Below are 17317 nucleotides of genomic sequence, written 5' to 3'. Positions count from 1 at the left end.
GCGATGTCCGTACGTGGCGGGTGCGGTTGCCCGCTAACAGTGCTGCCCAGGGCGGTGGTTGGCGTGCTTCAGTCGACCGATCGTGGGCCGGGTGATGTCCCCATGGCGCACAGTGCTTCGTACAGCGGGCGGTAGAGCAGCTTCACGAGTGCGGCGTCGGCGGGATCGGTGCGCGCGCCGTACCCGACGGTGCCAGTGTCCGTGTCGGTGTGCGCGAAGTACGGCGCCAGAACGTCCCGTAGCCTGACCAGCAGCCCGGGGTCGCCTGCGCGGCGTGGGCGCCGGTTCTGGCCGGTGAAGGGTGCCTGTGCCTCGGCAAGTCGCGGTGCGAAGGCCGCGTCGACGAACACGACGCGGGCGGGTACGCCACCGCGGACGAGGCGCCCGATGACCTGCCAGATGGTGACGAGCTGGTCCCAGACGAAGGACTTCTTCTCGTCATCGGAGAGCGAGGAGTAGATGTAGGGCCGTGACAGTACGTGCCGCCACACGCCGCGCGCGGTGGTCCTGAAAGCACTGCCTGCCGCGTTCAGGTCCCCGGCCTGGGTGACCATGTCGCTGAACGTCCCTTCGCCCGGCAGCTTCAGTTGACCGCGTACGAACCGCGTCGCCCAGTCGTTGATGGCGAAGACCGCCAGGGAGAGGTCGTCGGGGCGGGGGTGCGGGCGGACAAGGAAGAACACCGTTCCGAACGCCGCCACCTTCTCCTCGCCGGGCCGTTGGGGGGCGGTGAGGATGTTGTGTCCTCGTTCCACGGCGAGGAGGGGCGCCACGAGCAGTTCGGCGTCCGGGTCGTCGGCGAAGGACGCGAGGTCCCCGCGCCGGACCGCTCCTGCACCCGATTTCGTGGCCGGCGCCTGGCTTCGTGCCGACGCAGTCCCGTCGACGGCGGCCTCCAGTTCGGCGTCGTCGGCGGCCAGGACGCGTACGCGGCCACGCCAGCGCGGGATCTCGTTCAGGGCTGTGGCGGCCACTCTGGCTTCCGAGTAGCTGCCCACCAGGAGCAGGGCACGTTTGCGGCGCTGGTCGGGGATTCGGGCGAGTTCGCTCTGGAGAGGGGAGGAGTTGCCGTCGCTCCGGGATCGGGCGAGCCGGTCGATCATCAGGCGCAGGACGTCCTCGCGTTGGTCGGGGTCCTGGCCGGAGAGCCTGATCGGCTGTCCTGCGGCGTCGTAGAGGAACTCGGTGCGGAACACGGTCTCCCGGATGGCGGCGAGAGCCTTGCGCTGCGGTTTCAGTACGGCACGGACGGGGGCGAGGACATGGGCCCGGGTAGAGGTGCCGGCCCAACTGGTGCCCGACATCAGCAGCACGTGTGGGCCTGCCTTGCCGAGGCTTGGGTCGGCGCCGAGCTGGGGAAGACCCAGGAGCAGTTCCCGGCCCACGCCCGCGCAACGGAAGAAGCGCAGGGTGCCGGTGCGGTGCCCGTCCTTGTCGCGGGCGGCGGCCCGTTCGTCCACCAGGTACTGGAAGCCCAGGACGTTGCCCATGGGCGCTTCGGGCAGAAGTGGCGCGTAGTCGAGGGGCGGGCGGCGGGTCAGTTCGTGGGCCGTGGAGTCCAGCCGTAGCGCTGCCTCCACCTGGGGCCACAAGAACGTCACCCGGTCCAGGCGTTGGTGCAGGGCGGCGAGGACGAGAGTGAATTCCAGACGCCGTGCGTTGAGTTCCCGCCACTCCGCGGTGAGTGGTACGTCCTCGGGGGCGGGCTTCTTGCCTCGCTCGGCGGCGGGCACGGGGCGCTGTTCCGGGCTCGGCGCTCCGACGAGGAAGGAGTCGAGGAGCGCGCGGACACGGTGCCGTGTCTGTTTCTCGTCGAGGGTGTGCAGGACGTCGTGGGCGAGGGCGGTGAGCTCGTCGGTGGGGGTTCCATAGGGGCCGCGTCCGCCGAGCGGATCGTCGCGGAACGTGTCGAAGAACCCGGTGATCTCCGTGCGTCGCTGCGCCCAGGGAGCGTCGGGGACAGGGGAGTCGCCATCGGCCCCGAGCCCTTCCTCATCCTCGTAGAGTGCGCTCTCGTCCTCGACGTCCCCTTCGCTCGTGCTGTCCGGTCGTCCGGCGGTCTGGCCTCGCGTCAGCGGGTACCAGGCGTGCAGCAGCTTCTCCTGGAGCGTCCACGCGCTGAAGTAGTCGATCTGCGCCCAGTCCCGCATCGCTCCGTCGTCGATGAGCATGGCGTACAGCCGGTCCGCGGCGGAACCAACGACGTCCAGGGCGGCGGACCACCGTTCCACGTCCTGGTTGGAGAGCTGCAGCCGTCCCTGCCGGGCGAGTTCGGCGATTTCGTGGGTCTGCAGCTGGTCGAGCCAGGAGTCGGAGACACCGGTGGTGACGAGGGTGGCCGACGGGGCGAACATCTGGTCGAGCTGCATCTGTACACGGTCGGCCTCGTCGACGACGACGATGTCGCTGCGCAGGCAGGCCAGCTCCAGATAGCGCAGGCGCTCGGCGTTGAGCTGACGCGGAACCGCGGTCTGGACGAGACTGGCCGGGTTGGCCACCCAGATCAGCGCGTCCACGAGGTCACGCGCGGCGGAGTGTCGGGGGCAGACGCTCCACAGTGGGCAGGCGTGCGGGATGCCCAGGTCCTCTTCGTCGGCCTCGGTGTTGTCCGTGGCGCCCTCCCTGTCGACGGCGCCTCGGGCTCGTTCGAGCTCGCGTACCGCCCGCTCGGCCGCGGGCTCCTCGGCGGTCTCCTGGCGCCGAGCGGGGCGAAGGGCACCGCACGGCGCGTCGGTGTAGCGCAGCGGCTCGGATGTGTCGAGTGCGCGCAGGGCGTCCAGCGGGCAGGCGGTGCTGAGGTGGGCGAAGACGGGTTCAGTGTGAGCCAGCAGGGAGTGTTCTCCCCGTGCGGCGAGTCTGCGGTGCAGCCGCTGGGTGTGCTGGGGCCGCGTGGTGCCCCCCTGCACCAGGGCGGCGCTCAGGCCGAGCGTGCGGAACAGCTCGGTCAGTGTCAGCTGTTCGGCCACATCGCCGACGACGAGAGTGATGCGCAGGCCGTTGTGGTACGCCCAGACGGCGAGCAGTGTCATCAAGGTCGACTTGCCGGCGCCGACCATACCGACGAGGTGGGTGAGCCGATCGAGCGGTAGCGCGGACGCGGCTTCGAAGGCTGTCCCGTCCGGGGTACGGGTGTCGAGGTCGAGCTGGGCGAGACGCTGCTCCCAGTTCCCCGCCTTGAGCCCCCGCCGCTGCTCCTCCGCGTCCATCCACCGTGCGAGGTCCGCCAGTTCGTCGAGTGGCACGTCGAGGGGTCCTGCGGTGGCCGGGCGTTCGGCGGTGAGGGGGTGGCCGGGGAAGGGATCCCGCACGAGATCGGCGGGGACCGTGACGGAAGTGCGCCGGTGGCGGCGGTCCATGAAGCGGTGTTCGCCCGCCTCCGCCGGGGGAAGCACCTTCGTGGCGAAGTCGGGGAGGTTCGCGAGCGCGTCGTCGTAGGTGGTGAAGCGGTCGGCCGCCACCTTGAGGGGGACCCGATGGGCGGGCTCCCCGGCCGCCGGAACGCGGTACGCACGCAGCCGTTCCGGCAGTTCCAGGTAGGCGTCCAGGCTCTGCTGCCACATCCGGCCGCGGCGCATCGGCCAGAGCAGGTGCCGGGCCGCGGCCAGTGCGACCTGTTCGGTGGTGCCAGTGGGGAGCTTCGAGGCCCGCGCGAAGGCGAGACCGTAGCCGCCGAGGAGCGTCCACGCCCCGTCGGCAGCGTGACCGGGCGCCACGGTCTCCATCAGCCGCAGAGCGAGCTCGACCTGGCAGAGCAGAGCAGGCCGGGTCCCGGCGTGTTCTTCGGGCCAAGGCCTCAGTGCGGCGACGACCGGTTGGTACCAGCTGCTGCGGTCACGCATGGTCTGTTCCCTTCTTCCCGGCGCCGTCGGTCGCCGCCGTCTGACTTTCGGACCGGGACGACGCCGTGCGGGCCCCGTCGTGCTCCCTCGCCGGAGGCACGGTGTGCAGGGGCGCGATGGACGCGTCCGGCCCGCGTTCGCCGGACAGCCGCAGCCGCGCGGTCCGTTTCAGCTGGTCGTCCGTCAGCAGCCTTAGACCGCACGCCCCCGGGCCCCGCTCCCTGGCATACATGGCCAGGTAGTCGCGACGGGCACGCACCCGGAATGCGGGCACCACCCAACAGGCTTCGTCATACGGGGGCTCGGGGCGGACGGCCGTAGCCGCGCGTCCGAGGAAGGCGGGGTGTGCCCAGTCCTTGACGTCGACGGCCCACAGGTGACCGTCGGGGAAGGTGATGCGAAGGTCGTACGCGTCGAAGCCGGGCCACATCTCGACGGTGAGGCCTAAGGCGCGCAGCTCGTCCTCCAGGGAGACCTCGGCGCGTCCGGGCCCGGTGACGAACTGCCTCAGAGGCTTCCGCAGTTGACGCAGTTCGCCCACCTCCGACGCGACGAGTTCCCGGCCGTGCGGCGGGGGACCTTGGTGCCGACACTGGTCGCGCTCGCACCACCACTCGGTGTCGGACACCGGATGGAGCAGGGTCAGGCAGCGGTGACAGCACAGGTACGCGCCGTCCCGGCGGAACCCGAGGGGGACGGGGGCGTAGATCTCCTCGATGAGGAAGCGCACGGGATCGAGGAAGAGGTCAGTGCTCACCTCGGCCCAATCCGCTTCGGTGAGGACGGGCCGATTCACCAGGAGGCGACGGAAGGCCGTGTACGACTCGGGTGACGACACGGCCCGGCAGGCGCGGAGGGCCTCATGGATCACCAGGCGGTCGTACTGCCGTCCGGTGCTGTCCCCATATCCCCGCACGGCGAGCTCGTGGCAGAGCTGCGTGGGCTCTCCGGAATCCTTGTCGATCATTCGGTCTGCGGTGTCGAACAGGTCCGCGGGCAGCCGGTCGAGGGGCCAGCTGCCCAAGGGACGGACGCGGGCCCAGCGCATCATCTCGGGCACACCGGCCGGGGGCTTGGCACCGCTACGCAGGCACTGAAGCACTAGGGCATCCAGGGCCCGCTGCGCGCCGGCCGGGTAGGGCAGAGTGAAGGAGTCAAGACGGTCGACGGCCGCCAGGTGCAGAACGGCGGTGGCCACGTCCCGCAGGAGGACGACATCGGGGTTGGACAGCCAGTCCGGTACCAGTTGTTGGTCAGGCATGGGGCGGGGTGTCCCCTCGCGGCGAGGTCTGCGTGTCGGGGCTCGACGGGCGCGGATGGTCAATGACGTAGGCGATGCCGGGCCGACACCACGTCCGGGCCTGACAACCGTGGCAGTGGCGTCCGGTCCTCGGTTCGTAGGTGGTGTCGTCCAGGAGTGGCTGTGCGAGTTCGGCGATGACGGCCCGGGCTTCGTCGACGATCTCGGCGCGGCCGGGGTCGATGGGTTCGAGTCGACTCTCCCCGCGGACCTCACGCAGATGCTCCAGTTCGACCCAGGTGCGGCGCGGGTCGTCGCCGAGCGCGCCCGCGTGGAACAGCAGGACACCGAGGGCGAGTTGGGGATAGGTGCGGAGCAGGGAATCGCGTTCCCACAGCGGGCGGGCCGACGTCTTGGTCTCGCGCCAGATCCACCGGCCGCGGTGGGTGTACACCAGATCGGGTACGGCGAGGACGACTATGTCGAGTTCTGGCACGTAGGCCGTGACCCGATGCTGTACGAGCACCTGCTCGTCGGCGTCAAGTCCGTTGAGGGGGCACAGCAGCCGATGTTCCGCGAGCATCCCGGCAGCCTCGCGTGCGGAGGTGTCGTCGAGTCCGGCCCTGGCCCGCACCGCCGTCGGCTCGGGGATCTCGCGGTCCCGGCAGCCACGCACCGGGCGTTCGGCGTGCTCTGCGTCGAGCCAGGTGTCGACGGCTCTGCCGCGCCGTGCCCCCCGGTCCTCGGCCGAGAGGTCGTTGAGGTGCAGTCGTCGCACCAGGTGGTACTGGGCGGGGCACTCGGCGTGCAGCCGCAGGTCCCAGACGGAGACGGAGCGGCGTTCGCGTGCGAGAGCCGGAGGGCGCCCGCCCCACAGCTGCGGGGTGCGCTTCAGATCCGTGCAGCCGGCGATGGCCTTGCAGCCGACACAGCTCTCCCCGGGCCGCACGCCGGGTTCGGTGGCAGCCGTGACGAAGGCAGGCGCAGCGTCGGTCCTGAACCGCTGTCTCGCCTCGCCGGGGCCTTCGGAGAGCAGCTCCTCCACGGACCCGTCGGCGCACCCGACGTCGAAGACACGGACCAATTCGGGCGGGCAGGTGCTCTCGGTCGCGGTGGGCGGGGGCTGGGCGCGTTGTTTGCGGCGAGGCGTGGGCGCGCCGAAGGCCATCACCTGCGCCACGGCCCCGAGTTCCGCGTCGGGGCGGCCGGTCTTGGCCCGGCCCATGGAAGGCAGCCACAGGTCGCGCACCCTTCCGTCGGAGGAGGCGTACATGCGGCCCCAGAGTGTGTGCTCGTACTGCCGGGCGCCACGGGCGTCGGGAGCGTCCGTGCGGGGAGTGCGCCACGTCCATGGCTGCTTCACCGGCTTGGTCTCAGGCAGCCCGGCCTCGACGGCGGCTGCCTGTTCGCGGGTACGGGCGGCCACGTAGCGCTCCAGGGCGTGGGCGGTCCAGGCCAGGTGGGCGGGGTGGACCGGGGCGCCCCATCCTTGGAAGGGACCGCGGGTGCCCCGGAGTTCCTCGCGTACCCGCTCCACGGGCCATCCGTCGTGTTCCACCAGGTCGAGAGCGGTGAAGAGCGGGCCGAACCCGAACTCCTCGCGGGGTGGCCGCCGGAACGGCACGGCCGGGTCGGCGGCGAGCAGGGGCCGCATGGCGGTGCGTCGGTGGGTGGGACAGGCCGCGTCGTCGGGCCGGGCCATCCGGGGGCTCGCCCTGATCAACCAGTCGTGGCCGGCGACGCCGGGTGGATTTCGCATGGTGACCTCCGTGGCAGGCGGTATGGGCAGGAGGGTGCCCAGAGCGATGGGAGTCCGAGGACGTCCGGGCACCACTTGAGCATGGCACAAAGTTGTGAACTGAGTCCATGGACGGCTCGCGTCTAGATTCTTTCACGCTACGCTGGTGGGTCTGATGCGCAGTGGTGCGAAGGGGCACAGTGGTGGACGCGGATACGTACAAGCCCGGCGTGGGTGATCTGGTCGACGGGCGCTACGAGTTGAAGGACTCTCTGGGCAAGGGCGGGATGGCCCAGGTCTGGCGGGCCCGAGAGGTGTCCGGGGGGCGGGAGGTGGCGGTGAAATTCCTGCGCCACGACTCCGAGGCCCTGTACTGCCTCGACCCGTACGAGCGGGATGCCGAACTCGCCGTCAGGAACGCCCGGTTCCGACGCGAGGCCAACCTCCTGGGCACGCTCGACCACCCGGGAATCACCGAACTGTACGGGAGCGGATCGCACCGGGGTGTCCCCTACATCGCCATGCGCCTGGTGACCGGAGTGAGTCTGCGGACCTTCCTTGACGAGCACAGCCCCCTGCCCCTGGCCACGGCGGTTGCCGTCGCCATCCAGGTGGCAGGGGCGTTGGCCTGCGCACATACGCTCCCGGTCGTACACCGGGACCTCAAGCCCGCGAACATCATGATCGATGAAGAGGGGTGGGTCATCCTCATCGACTTCGGCATCGCCAAGCCGCTGCACGCCGACGCCACCCGTTACACGGCGCACGGTTCGACGCTTGGCACCCGCGGTTATCTGGCGCCGGAGCAGCTCCTGGAGCGCGAGCCCACCACGCGCACGGATGTCTACTGCTTCGGCTGCATCTTCTACGAACTCCTCACCGGGCGGCCCCCGTTCCCGCTCGGCGCGGAGTCCGGCCTGACCGACAAGCACCTCAACGAGGTGCCGCTGCCACCGAGCACGTACGCCGCGGGCATCCCGGAGTCGATCGACGATCTGGTGCTGCGAATGCTCGCCAAGAAGCCCGAGCAGCGCCCGGCCGTTGACGAGGTCCTGGAGGTCCTCGACCTGTTCGCCCCGGGGGTCGGCGATCCCGAGCCCCGGCCCCGCACCCACCCCGACCCGACCGCCCCCAAGCGCCGGCCGCAGGACCGGGCTGTTGGTCCGCGCCCCGCCGCTCTCACGCTGCCTCTCGCGTCCGCACCGGCCGATGAGTGGCTGGACGCCCGCGCGGTGGAACAGCTCTGCGTGCAGGCCGAATCGGAGATCGCGACCGGTGAGCCGGGCGACGCGATCGACCGGCTGCACGGTCTGACAGAACGGGTCCGCGAGGAGTGGGGTGAGAAGCGCCCTCTGGTGCGTCGCGTGTGGCAGGCGGCTGCGGACGGGTTCCGCCTCTCCGGCAACTTCGGCGCTGCGGCCCGCCTCTACCAAGCCGTCGACAACGATCTCATTCACGGGGATGGCCCGGCCGAGCGGGCCGATCGCGCGCTGATCCGGCTGCGCACGGCCGAGTGCCGGCTCACGTTCGGGGAACTGGAGGCGGCCATCGCGGCGGTTGACGCGGCGGGCCGCACCGCCGCCGGACTGCCACTGGAACTTGGGGCTCGTGTCGAGGCCGTACGCCACGCCGTCGACGCCCAGCTCACGGCCCGCCTGGCCGAGCCAAGACGCGGGGAGGTGTGACGCCAGCCGTTGCGGGCGAGCCGATGTGCTACGCCTGGTTGGCCAGGCGTCCGGCCGCCAGTTCGTCGCCGAGGTCGCGGACAAGGCTGCTGCCGAGGTCGACTGCGCGGCGCAACAGCCGTTCGAAGGCGGTGAGTTCGCGGAACCCCTCTCCGTAGCGCCGCTGTTCTCTGAGGGGAACCTGGCGGATCTGGAGACGGCGGACGTCGATTCGGGAGGAGTTCGTGGTGTGGGTGCCGGCCTGCCGGGCGTTGGCGGGGGCCCGCAATGAACCGGCGAGGAACCAGGCGTCGAGCTGTTCGGGCTGTACTCGCACGGCATGCAGTTGTGGGCCGAGGGCGGTCGGCGGCCCTTCGTGGACCCAGGCGGAGAAGGCACGGGCGACGCCCACCACCACGATGTCCCCAGGTTCGGCGATGACGGCCTCGCCGGCCGCCGCGGTGCTGGGAGCGAGCCAGCTGCGGGGTTCGCCGTCCACCAGAAGATCGGGGACGGTGAGGAGGGGGATGCCGTCGTCGGACGGCGGGCCGGCGTGGATCGATTCCTCCGGCGGCTGCTGGCCGGCGCGCAGGGTGAGCGCCCCGGCCCGGGCGAGCTCGGCGACTGTGGTTGCCGTCGGTGTGTCCGCCTCGGCCGTGGCGAGGTCGAGCGCCGCGAGCAGCCTGGCCAACTTGTTCACGTGCGCGGTGAGCCCGGTGAACTCCCGCCAGGATTCGGCCAGCCGAGGTGCCGTGTCCGCCGGCGACGGGGCGATGTGGCGTCCAGGGGTGAGGTCGACCTCGTCGTTGAGGAGTTCGATGACGGGCACCTGTCGCACGTAGGCAGGGACCTGCAGGGAGTCGGCCTCTTCGACGGCCTCGCGCACGAAAGCGCTGATCGCCGCCCAGTCGGGGGTCCATTTCTCCTCCGGGTCCCGGGGGAAGCGCGAGGCGGCGTCGGCGACGAGAAGCCGATCGCCCACCGGTGTGCCTTCCCCGTAGGCGGGCATCCGCAGCACCCACAGGTGCAGGGAGACGCTGTGCGGTGCGGCGCAACCCGGCGGCAACGCGACGACGGCTCGCAGTTGCCCGGTGCGTAGCAGCGAGCCGCGGATGCGGCGGCCGGCCTTCCTGGCCGCGACGGCGGGCGGCAGCAGCAGTACTGCGGTGCCGCCGGGCCGCAGCTGAGCCAGGCAGTGCTGGACCCAAGCGAGTTCGGGCTCGGTGCGCGGGGGAAGGCCGTGGCTCCAGCGAGCGTCGGTGGCCAACTCCTCGTACCCCCAGTCCCGTTCATTGAAGGGCGGGTTGCACAGGACGATGTCGGCGGAGGTGCCGGAGAACGGGTCGTCGCGTAGGGAGTCCGCAGCCCGCACGGAGACCTGCGCCCACTCCTTCTCCCCGTGGCCCTCGTTCTCGGCGAGCGCCATGCGGGAGTCCGCCAGGGAGGCGAGGACGGCGTCCCGGTCACTGCCGAGCAGCGTGAGTGCCCCGGCGCCGGACGCCCTCACGGCGTCGGCCGCGGCCAGGAGGAGATGCCCGGGGCCGCAAGCAGGGTCCATGACCGTGGTGCCGCCGGAGCTGCCCGGGCTGTCGCCCACCACGCCGTTGGCAGCCCTGAGGGCGAGTTGTGCCATGAGGGATGCCAGCGGTTCCGGGGTCGTGGCGATCTGGCGCACATGGACGTCGAGCCAACGGCGCAGCAGAAACGCGAAGGTTTCCGTGCCCCCTTCACGCTGTCCGAGATCCACGGCCCGTTCGATCAGCGCCCGTGTGTCGGCACGAATCTTCTCGCCTTCGTCGCTCGCCCGCCCGGAGAGGAGCCGTCCTACCTCGGCGATCGTGGCCCCGGTCTCGTCGCGCCCGCCGAGCGCCTCGAAACCGGGCCAGAGCCATTCCCTCTCGGCGGACTTCTTCAACTTCTTGTTGTCGCGCAGCCAGCCCTCGATGTCGGCCAAGGAGAACTGAGGGTTGGTGTCGGTGCCGGCGATCCGCTCAGGGAAGGACGGATGCCGCCGCCGCCAGTTGCTCACCGCGGCTCGTCCCACACCCGCAAGGCGGGCGATTTCGGCCAAGGTCACCGGTACGGCGCGCGACGTGGACATCTACACTCCCAGGGCATTTCTGGTGGAGGGAGGACTTTCCCCTCGGTCATGGGTGTGTGATCAAGCCACCCTTCCTCCGAACTGCATCGGCCAGCGTACATGACCATTGACTTTGTTCACAGATGCACCATGGCGGGTTTGGGGGCGTACGTCGCGTTCTGGTCGGTCAGGGGCACAGGTCAGCGCGAGGGCTGGCAGTGCCGCCCTGGCGTTGCCCCCGTCCGCCCGGGTCGGCTGTTCCGCCCCGATGTTGCCCATGCCCGCACAGGCCGGGCTTCGGGCCCCATCGGGTGGGTGAAGGGCCGCAGCGGGTCCACTTCCGCCCACGGGACGAGTGCCTGTTCGGGGGTGCGGCGCTCGGGTAGCCACACGGCGAGACGCCGCCACACCTCGCCGGCGTGGGCGGGGCGCTCGTCGGGGTCCTTGGCCAGCAACTGGAGCACCAGGTCCTCCAGTTCGGAGGGGATGCCTGCGCGGAGCCTTCCGGGCGGTACGGGCGGCTGCTCAAGGATCATGCCGGGAAGCATCAGTTCGGACTCGTGCGTGAAGACCGGTTCGCCCGTCAGCATCGCGTACAGCAGACAGCCCAGCGCGTACAGATCGGTACGGGGGTCGACCGGCTTGCCCTGCACCTGTTCCGGTGCCATGCACTCCAGGCTGCCGGGGCGCTCGCCGGTCGTGGTGAGGCCTGTGGTGTCCGGGTCGAGGAAGGCGGCGACGCCGAAGTCCAGGACCTTGACCACGCCGTCTGTGCGGATCACGACGTTGCTGCCCTTGAGGTCGCGGTGCACGACCTCGCGAGCGTGTACCGAGCCCAGGATGGAGGCGATCTGGACGCCGACCGACGCGGTCTCCTCGATGGAGAGCGGGCCCTCCTCGGCGATCCGGTCGTCGAGCGGGGGCCCGATCACGTACTGCATGACGAGAAAGCGGGTGCCGTTCTCCTCGCCGAGGTCGTAGACGGTGGCGAGGCCCGCATGGTCGAGTCGCGCGACGGCCTGCGCCTCCCGGCGGAACCTTTCGGCGTCGCGGGCGCGCTGCTCCACGGTGAGTCCCAGATCGACGTTCATGGTCTTCAAAGCCACGTCGCGGCCCAGGTTCTCGTCGTGGGCGAGCCAGACGACTCCCATGCCGCCCCGGCCGATGAGGCGCTTGATCCGGTAGCGGCCGGCGATCAGTGTTCCGGTGTCCATTCGCGCTGCGGCCCGTCCCCTCCGTGCCCCGCCGCGCCCGGCCCGGGCTGGCGTCAGAGAGAGTGTGGCACGGTGGCGCCTCGAATGTCGCCCGCGCGATGCTTATGCGTTGACTGAGTTCACATGCTCTTGTTCTAATGGGGTGAAGGCGGGACGGTTTGTCCCGTGTGCCTCACCCGCTACGGTGATGCGTGGATTAGGTCGGGAGCTAGTGAGGATCACGTGGACGTCTTCGAGGTGCACCGCCGGCTCATCCGGGACTACAAGGAATACACGTCCGGTTCGGTGGTGATCGACGACCTGCGGATCGGCGAGAAGGTGTCCAAATCCCTTGCCGACGGCGACCAGTGGCCCGACCCCTGGCTCTCGCTCAATCCGAGCTTCGCGAGCGGCGGCACCGTCGATCACCTCGCCGACGACCTCGGCCTCCTCCACCCCGAGTGCAAGCGGATCTTCCGCACCGGCAAGGACAAGCGGGGTGCGACGATCCGTCCCATCCGCTTCCACCGGCACCAGCGCGACGCCATCGAGGCCGCCGACTCGAAGGACTCGTATGTCCTGACGACCGGCACCGGCTCCGGAAAGAGCCTCGGCTACATCGTGCCCATCGTCAGCCGGATCCTGAGCGAGAAGCGGCCCGGAGACCGCCCGAGCATCAAGGCGATCATCGTCTACCCGATGAACGCGCTGGCTAACAGCCAGCGGGGCGAGCTGAGGAAGTTCCTCACCGCCGGATACGGCGAGGGCAACGAGCCTGTCACGTACGCCCGTTACACCGGCCAGGAGAAGCAGTCCGAGAAGGAGGCGGTCCTCGACACCCCCCCGGACATCCTGCTCACCAACTACGTGATGCTGGAGCTGCTGCTCACCCGCCCCGAGGAGCGCAAGCGTCTCATCGGCCGGGCCAAGGGCCTGCGCTTCCTCGTCTTGGACGAACTGCACACCTACCGCGGCCGTCAGGGCGCCGACGTCGCCCTGCTGGTCCGGCGCGTGCGCGAGGCCTGCGAGTCGCCCGCCCTGCAGTGCGTCGGCACCTCCGCCACCATGTCCACCAAAGGCACCCCCGCCGCCCGCCGCCGTGAGGTCGCCGAGGTCGCCTCCACCCTGTTCGACACGGAGATCTCCCCAGACCGGGTGGTGGGCGAGACCCTGGTCCGCGCGACCGGCGACACGACCCCCACACGTGCCGAACTCGCCGCCCGCGTAATGGAGAACAACCCTCCGCTGGAGTATGACGCACTCGAGGCCGACCCTCTGGCCCACTGGGTCGAGACCGCCTTCGGCCTCACCGAGACCACTGACGAGAACGGCACCCGCTTGCTGGTGCGCGCCAAGCCCACCACCGTGGAGCTCGCCGCGCGCGTCCTACGCGAGGACGCCTTCGACATCCCGCGCGACGCGCCCGAGGACGAGCCGTACATCGCCTGCGCCAAGGCCATCCGGTCCACCCTCCGGGCCGGCGCACAGGTCCGCGACGCCGACGACCGCGCGCTGTTCGCGTTCCGCCTCCACCAGTTCCTTTCCAAGGGTGGCTCGGCGTACGTCTCCCTGGAGCCGGCGGACAGCCGCCACATCACCCGCACCTACCAGCAGCGGGTGCCCGGAGAGCCGGAGAAGCTCCTGCTGCCGCTGTCCTTCTGCCGCGAGTGCGGCCAGGAGTACCTCACCGTGGCTCGCGATCAGAGCGACGACGGCACGGTCTCCTTCCGCACCCGTGAGGACGCGGATGACGAGCAGGGCTACCTCTACCTCTCGGCCGCCAACCCCTGGCCCGAGCGTGTTGCCGACGCGATCGACCAGCGCCGCTTCCCCGACAGCTGGCTCACCCTCGACCCGAAGAAGGGTACGCCCGTCCTCACCGCGAGCCGCAAGAAGCGCGCCCCGCAGCCCGTGTGGGTGAGGCCCGACGGCACGGCCGTGAACAAGGACGGGGACGACCTGTACGCCGCCTACGTGCCCGCCCCGTTCCTGTTCTGCCTTGAGTGCGGGGTCAGCTACGAGGAAGTGCGAGAGCGGGATTTTGCCAAGCTGATGACACTCGACCAGGAGGGCCGGTCCACAGCCACGTCTGTCGTCAGCGCTTCCATCGTGCGCCACCTGAAGAGCCTGCCGGAGAAGGAACTCGGCAAAGACGCACGCAAGTTGCTCACCTTCGTCGACAACCGGCAGGACGCCAGCCTGCAGTCCGGTCACTTCAACGACTTCGTGATGGTCACCCAGCTGCGGGGTGCGCTGTACCGCGCGATGCTGAAGGCGGGGGATAGGGGGCTGCGCTGGAAGCGGCTGGGCGAGGAGGTCGTCGAGGCCATGGGGCTGGCCCCGCACGAGTACGCCAACAACCCCACCGAAGTCGAGGCGCTCGCCGAGGAGACGCGGGACGCGCTGGCCCAGGTGGTCGAGTACCGGCTCTTCCTGGACCTGGAGCGCGGCTGGCGGGTCACCATGCCCAACCTGGAGCAGACCGGTCTGCTTGGGCTGGAGTACGCGGGGCTCGACCAGATCGCCGATGACGAGGAGCGCTGGCAGCGGGCGGCAGGGCCGCTGCGCACCGCCACTCCCGCCTCCCGGCTCGATCTCGCCCGGGTCCTCATGGACGAGCTGCGCCGCCAGCGGGCCGTGGACACCCCATACTTCACCGAGGCGAAGTTCAACGAGCTGCGCAAGGAGTCGGCGAAGCTCAACGACGCCTGGGGGATCGCCGACACTGAGGCGGCGCCTCCCACACCGACCGTCGCCCTGCCGCGCGTGGGGCGGCCTGATCGCAGCCGCAGCGAGAAGAACCTCACCGGCCGCGGCGCTTTCGGCCGCCACGTCCGCAAGCCGGAGACCTTCCCGCACTGGAGCCACGACCTCTCCCTCGACGACGCCCAGGACGTGATCCGCGACCTGCTGGAGGTCCTCGCCGACGGAGGCGTCCTGAGCCGGATCACCCAGGGTCGGGGCGAGGACCCCGGCTACCAGATCCACCACCCGGTGATCCGCTGGCACACCCGCGACGACGACCACGGCGCGGTGGACCGGCTGCGCCGCACCTTCCGCACCGGCCGGGGCCCCCGCGTCAACGCCTTCTTCAAGGGGCTCTACAAGGAGGTCGCGTCCACCTTCGCCGGACTGCACGCCGCCGAGCACACCGCCCAGGTCCACCCCGACGTCCGCGAGGAACGGGAGAAAATGTTCAGCGAGGGGCTGCCGCTGCCCCTGCTGTACTGCTCGCCCACGATGGAACTCGGCGTCGACATCGCCAGCCTCAACGCCGTCAACCTCCGCAACGTCCCGCCGACCCCCGCGAACTACGCCCAGCGCTCGGGCCGCGCGGGCCGCTCGGGCCAGCCCGCGCTGGTCACCACGTACTGCGCGACCGGCAACAGCCATGACCAGTACTACTTCACCCGCTCCGACCAGATGGTCGCGGGCACCGTCGCCGCGCCCCGCCTCGACCTGGCCAACGAGGACCTGCTCGCCTCGCACGTGCACGCCATCTGGCTCGCCGAGACCCGCCTGGAACTCGGCCGCACCATGACCAAGATCCTCGACGCCGACGGCAAGACCCCCTCGCTGGAGCTACTGCCCGGGGTGCGGGAGCAGATCGGCGGCCCGGCCGCCCAGCAGCGCGCCCTCCTGCGGGCCCGCACCGTCCTCGCGGGCTGCGTCGACGCCCTGCGCGAGACGTCCTGGTGGCACGAGCAGTGGCTGGAGGACACCGTCGCCAAGGCCCCCGGGCGTTTCGACGAGAAGTGCGGACGCTGGCGGAACCTCTACCGCAAGGCCCTGGAGGAGCGGGAGATCCAGCACGACAACATCCGCAACCGCACGGCGACCGGCCGCTCCCAGGCTCAGGCCGTCCGCCGCCGCGCCCAGGCGGAGAACCAGATCGCCCTTCTGGAGAACAGGCAGGGAGGCGAGCGCACGGTGCTGTCCGACTTCTACCCGTACCGCTACTTCGCCTCTGAGGGCTTCCTGCCCGGCTACTCCTTCCCCCGGCTGCCGCTCGCCGCGTACATCCCCGGCACCGGCCGCACCAGCCGCGGCTACGATGGCGACTACCTCCAGCGGTCCCGGTTCATCGCGATCCGCGAGTTCGGGCCGGGCGCGCTGATCTACCACGAGGGCAGCCGGTTCAAGGTGGACCGGGTGCAGCTGCCGCCGGACACCAGCGGCGAACTGACCACCGAGAGTGCCAAGGTGTGCCAGGGCTGCGGCTATCTGTCCCCCGAGGAGCGGCGCGAGGACACCTGCCTGGGCTGCGGCACCTCGTACGGCGACCCCCGTACCGGGCTGCTGCACCTGCACACCGTCTTCACCCACCGGCGCGACCGGATCTCCTCCGACGAGGAGGAGCGCCAGCGCACGGGCTACGCGGTGGAGATCTCCTACCGTTTCAAGCAGCACGAGGACGGCCGGGACGGTTCGCTGCGCGCCGAGGCGAAGGCCGCGGCCGGCCGCCTCCTCGCCGAACTGGTCTACGGCGACAGCGCCACCGTCCGGCTCACCAACCTGGGCTACCGCCGCTCGGTCGCCAAGGGCGACATCGGCTTCTGGCTCGACCCGGTCACCGGCCAGTGGCTGGCCGGCTCCACAGGCAGGCCGAGCACGAGCGCGCCCGGCCGGGAGACCCCGGTGGAGGACGAGGGCCTCGCCGACGCGGAGAAGGTCGTGCGCAAGATCCCCGTCATCCCGTACGTCCAGGACACCCGCAACATCCTCGTCCTCAAGCTCGCGGCCCCCGTCGACAAGGACACCGCGATCACCCTCCAGTACGCGCTGGAGCGGGGCATCGAGGCCGAGTTCCAGCTGGAGGACTCCGAGCTGGACACCGAGGAGCTGCCGCCGGACGACGGGCCCCGCGAGCGGCTGCTGTTCATCGAGAGCGCCGAGGGCGGCGCGGGCGTCCTGCGCCGCCTCCAGGCCGAGCCCGCCGCGCTCGCCCGCGCCGCCCGCCGAGCCCTGGAGATCGCGCACTTCGACCAGGTCGGGCGCGACCGGGGAGCCGAGAAGCGCAATGGCGACCCGTGCGAGAAGGGCTGCTACGACTGCCTGCTCTCCTTCGGCAACCAGCGCCACCACCGGATGATCGACCGCCACCTGGTGAAGCAGCTGCTGATGGACTTCGCGGGCGGCGAGGTCGGCTCCAGCCACGCGGGCCGCAGCCGCGACGAGCAGGCCGACGCGCTCATCGAGGGCGCCGACTCCTCCCTGGAGGAGCGGTTCGTCGCCTACCTCAGGACCCACGGCCACCGCCTGCCCGACCACCAGCAGGTCAGGCTGAGCGCGGCCCTGTCCAAGCCGGACTTCGTCTACGACACCTCCTTCGGCCCCGTCGCGGTCTTCGTCGACGGCCCGCACCACGACCACGCCGAGACGACGCTGCGCGACGAGGAGGCCGCCGAGCGGCTGAAGGAGATCGGCTGGGAGGTCATCCGCATCCGCTACGACGACGACTGGTCGAAGGCCGTGGCCGACTACCCATCGGTGTTTGGCGAGGCGCGCCGCTGACCTCGGGGAGGGGGCGGACCCCATCGGCCCGCCCCCTCCCACGCCCGCC

General features: G+C 70.7%; 7 protein-coding genes. 2 read left to right on the top strand and 5 right to left on the bottom strand.

Annotation, left to right across the window (positions count from 1 at the left end; genetic code table 11):
* Nucleotides 1–68: 68 nt before the first annotated feature.
* From ABT014_RS02110 to ABT014_RS02100, 3 genes are read right to left on the bottom strand one after another with little or no spacing between them, the layout of a single operon-like run.
* Nucleotides 69–3839, bottom strand: coding sequence for a pPIWI_RE_Z domain-containing protein (locus ABT014_RS02110; RefSeq protein ID WP_350635841.1), 3771 nt, complete (start codon nucleotides 3837–3839; stop codon nucleotides 69–71).
* Nucleotides 3832–5100 carry a pPIWI_RE_Y domain-containing protein gene (locus tag ABT014_RS02105; RefSeq protein ID WP_350635838.1) on the bottom strand — a complete coding sequence of 423 codons (1269 nt, stop codon included), beginning with the start codon at nucleotides 5098–5100 and terminating at the stop codon, nucleotides 3832–3834. Before ABT014_RS02105 ends, ABT014_RS02110 begins: the two co-directional genes overlap by 8 nt.
* On the bottom strand, nucleotides 5093–6781 hold the full coding sequence (locus ABT014_RS02100; protein ID WP_350635835.1) for a PD-(D/E)XK nuclease family protein: 1689 nt from the start codon (nucleotides 6779–6781) through the stop codon (nucleotides 5093–5095). Before ABT014_RS02100 ends, ABT014_RS02105 begins: the two co-directional genes overlap by 8 nt.
* A 266-nt stretch (nucleotides 6782–7047) precedes the next feature.
* Between ABT014_RS02100 and ABT014_RS02095 the strand changes: the two genes are divergently transcribed.
* On the top strand, nucleotides 7048–8502 hold the full coding sequence (locus ABT014_RS02095) for a serine/threonine-protein kinase (protein ID WP_350635832.1): 1455 nt from the start codon (nucleotides 7048–7050) through the stop codon (nucleotides 8500–8502).
* A gap of 28 nt (nucleotides 8503–8530) precedes the next feature.
* Here the strand turns inward: ABT014_RS02095 and ABT014_RS02090 are convergent, their stop codons facing one another.
* A complete protein-coding gene (locus ABT014_RS02090) occupies nucleotides 8531–10582 on the bottom strand; it encodes an N-6 DNA methylase (RefSeq protein WP_350635829.1) in 2052 nt (683 codons plus the stop codon).
* Between the two features lie 179 nt (nucleotides 10583–10761).
* Nucleotides 10762–11775: a serine/threonine-protein kinase gene (locus ABT014_RS02085; protein ID WP_350635826.1), complete on the bottom strand. Its 1014-nt coding sequence runs from the start codon at nucleotides 11773–11775 to the stop codon at nucleotides 10762–10764.
* A 222-nt stretch (nucleotides 11776–11997) separates the two neighbouring features.
* Here ABT014_RS02085 and ABT014_RS02080 point away from each other — a divergent pair, with 222 nt between their 5' ends.
* Nucleotides 11998–17268: a DEAD/DEAH box helicase gene (locus tag ABT014_RS02080; RefSeq protein ID WP_350635823.1), complete on the top strand. Its 5271-nt coding sequence runs from the start codon at nucleotides 11998–12000 to the stop codon at nucleotides 17266–17268.
* Nucleotides 17269–17317: the final 49 nt, after the last annotated feature.

Source organism: Kitasatospora sp. NPDC094015 (assembly GCF_040304075.1).
In the GTDB taxonomy this organism is placed as follows: Bacteria; Actinomycetota; Actinomycetes; order Streptomycetales; family Streptomycetaceae; genus Kitasatospora.
This window is presented reverse-complemented; position numbering and strand designations above follow the sequence as displayed.

Excerpts from the sequence above, each read along its gene's own strand:
- ABT014_RS02090 (WP_350635829.1), bottom strand. The coding sequence starts at position 10,582 with ATGTCCACGTCGCGCGCCGTACCGGTGACCTTGGCCGAAATCGCCCGC.
- ABT014_RS02085 (WP_350635826.1), bottom strand. The coding sequence starts at position 11,775 with ATGGACACCGGAACACTGATCGCCGGCCGCTACCGGATCAAGCGCCTC.
- ABT014_RS02110 (WP_350635841.1), bottom strand. The coding sequence starts at position 3,839 with ATGCGTGACCGCAGCAGCTGGTACCAACCGGTCGTCGCCGCACTGAGG.
- ABT014_RS02105 (WP_350635838.1), bottom strand. The coding sequence starts at position 5,100 with ATGCCTGACCAACAACTGGTACCGGACTGGCTGTCCAACCCCGATGTC.
- ABT014_RS02100 (WP_350635835.1), bottom strand. The coding sequence starts at position 6,781 with ATGGCCCGGCCCGACGACGCGGCCTGTCCCACCCACCGACGCACCGCC.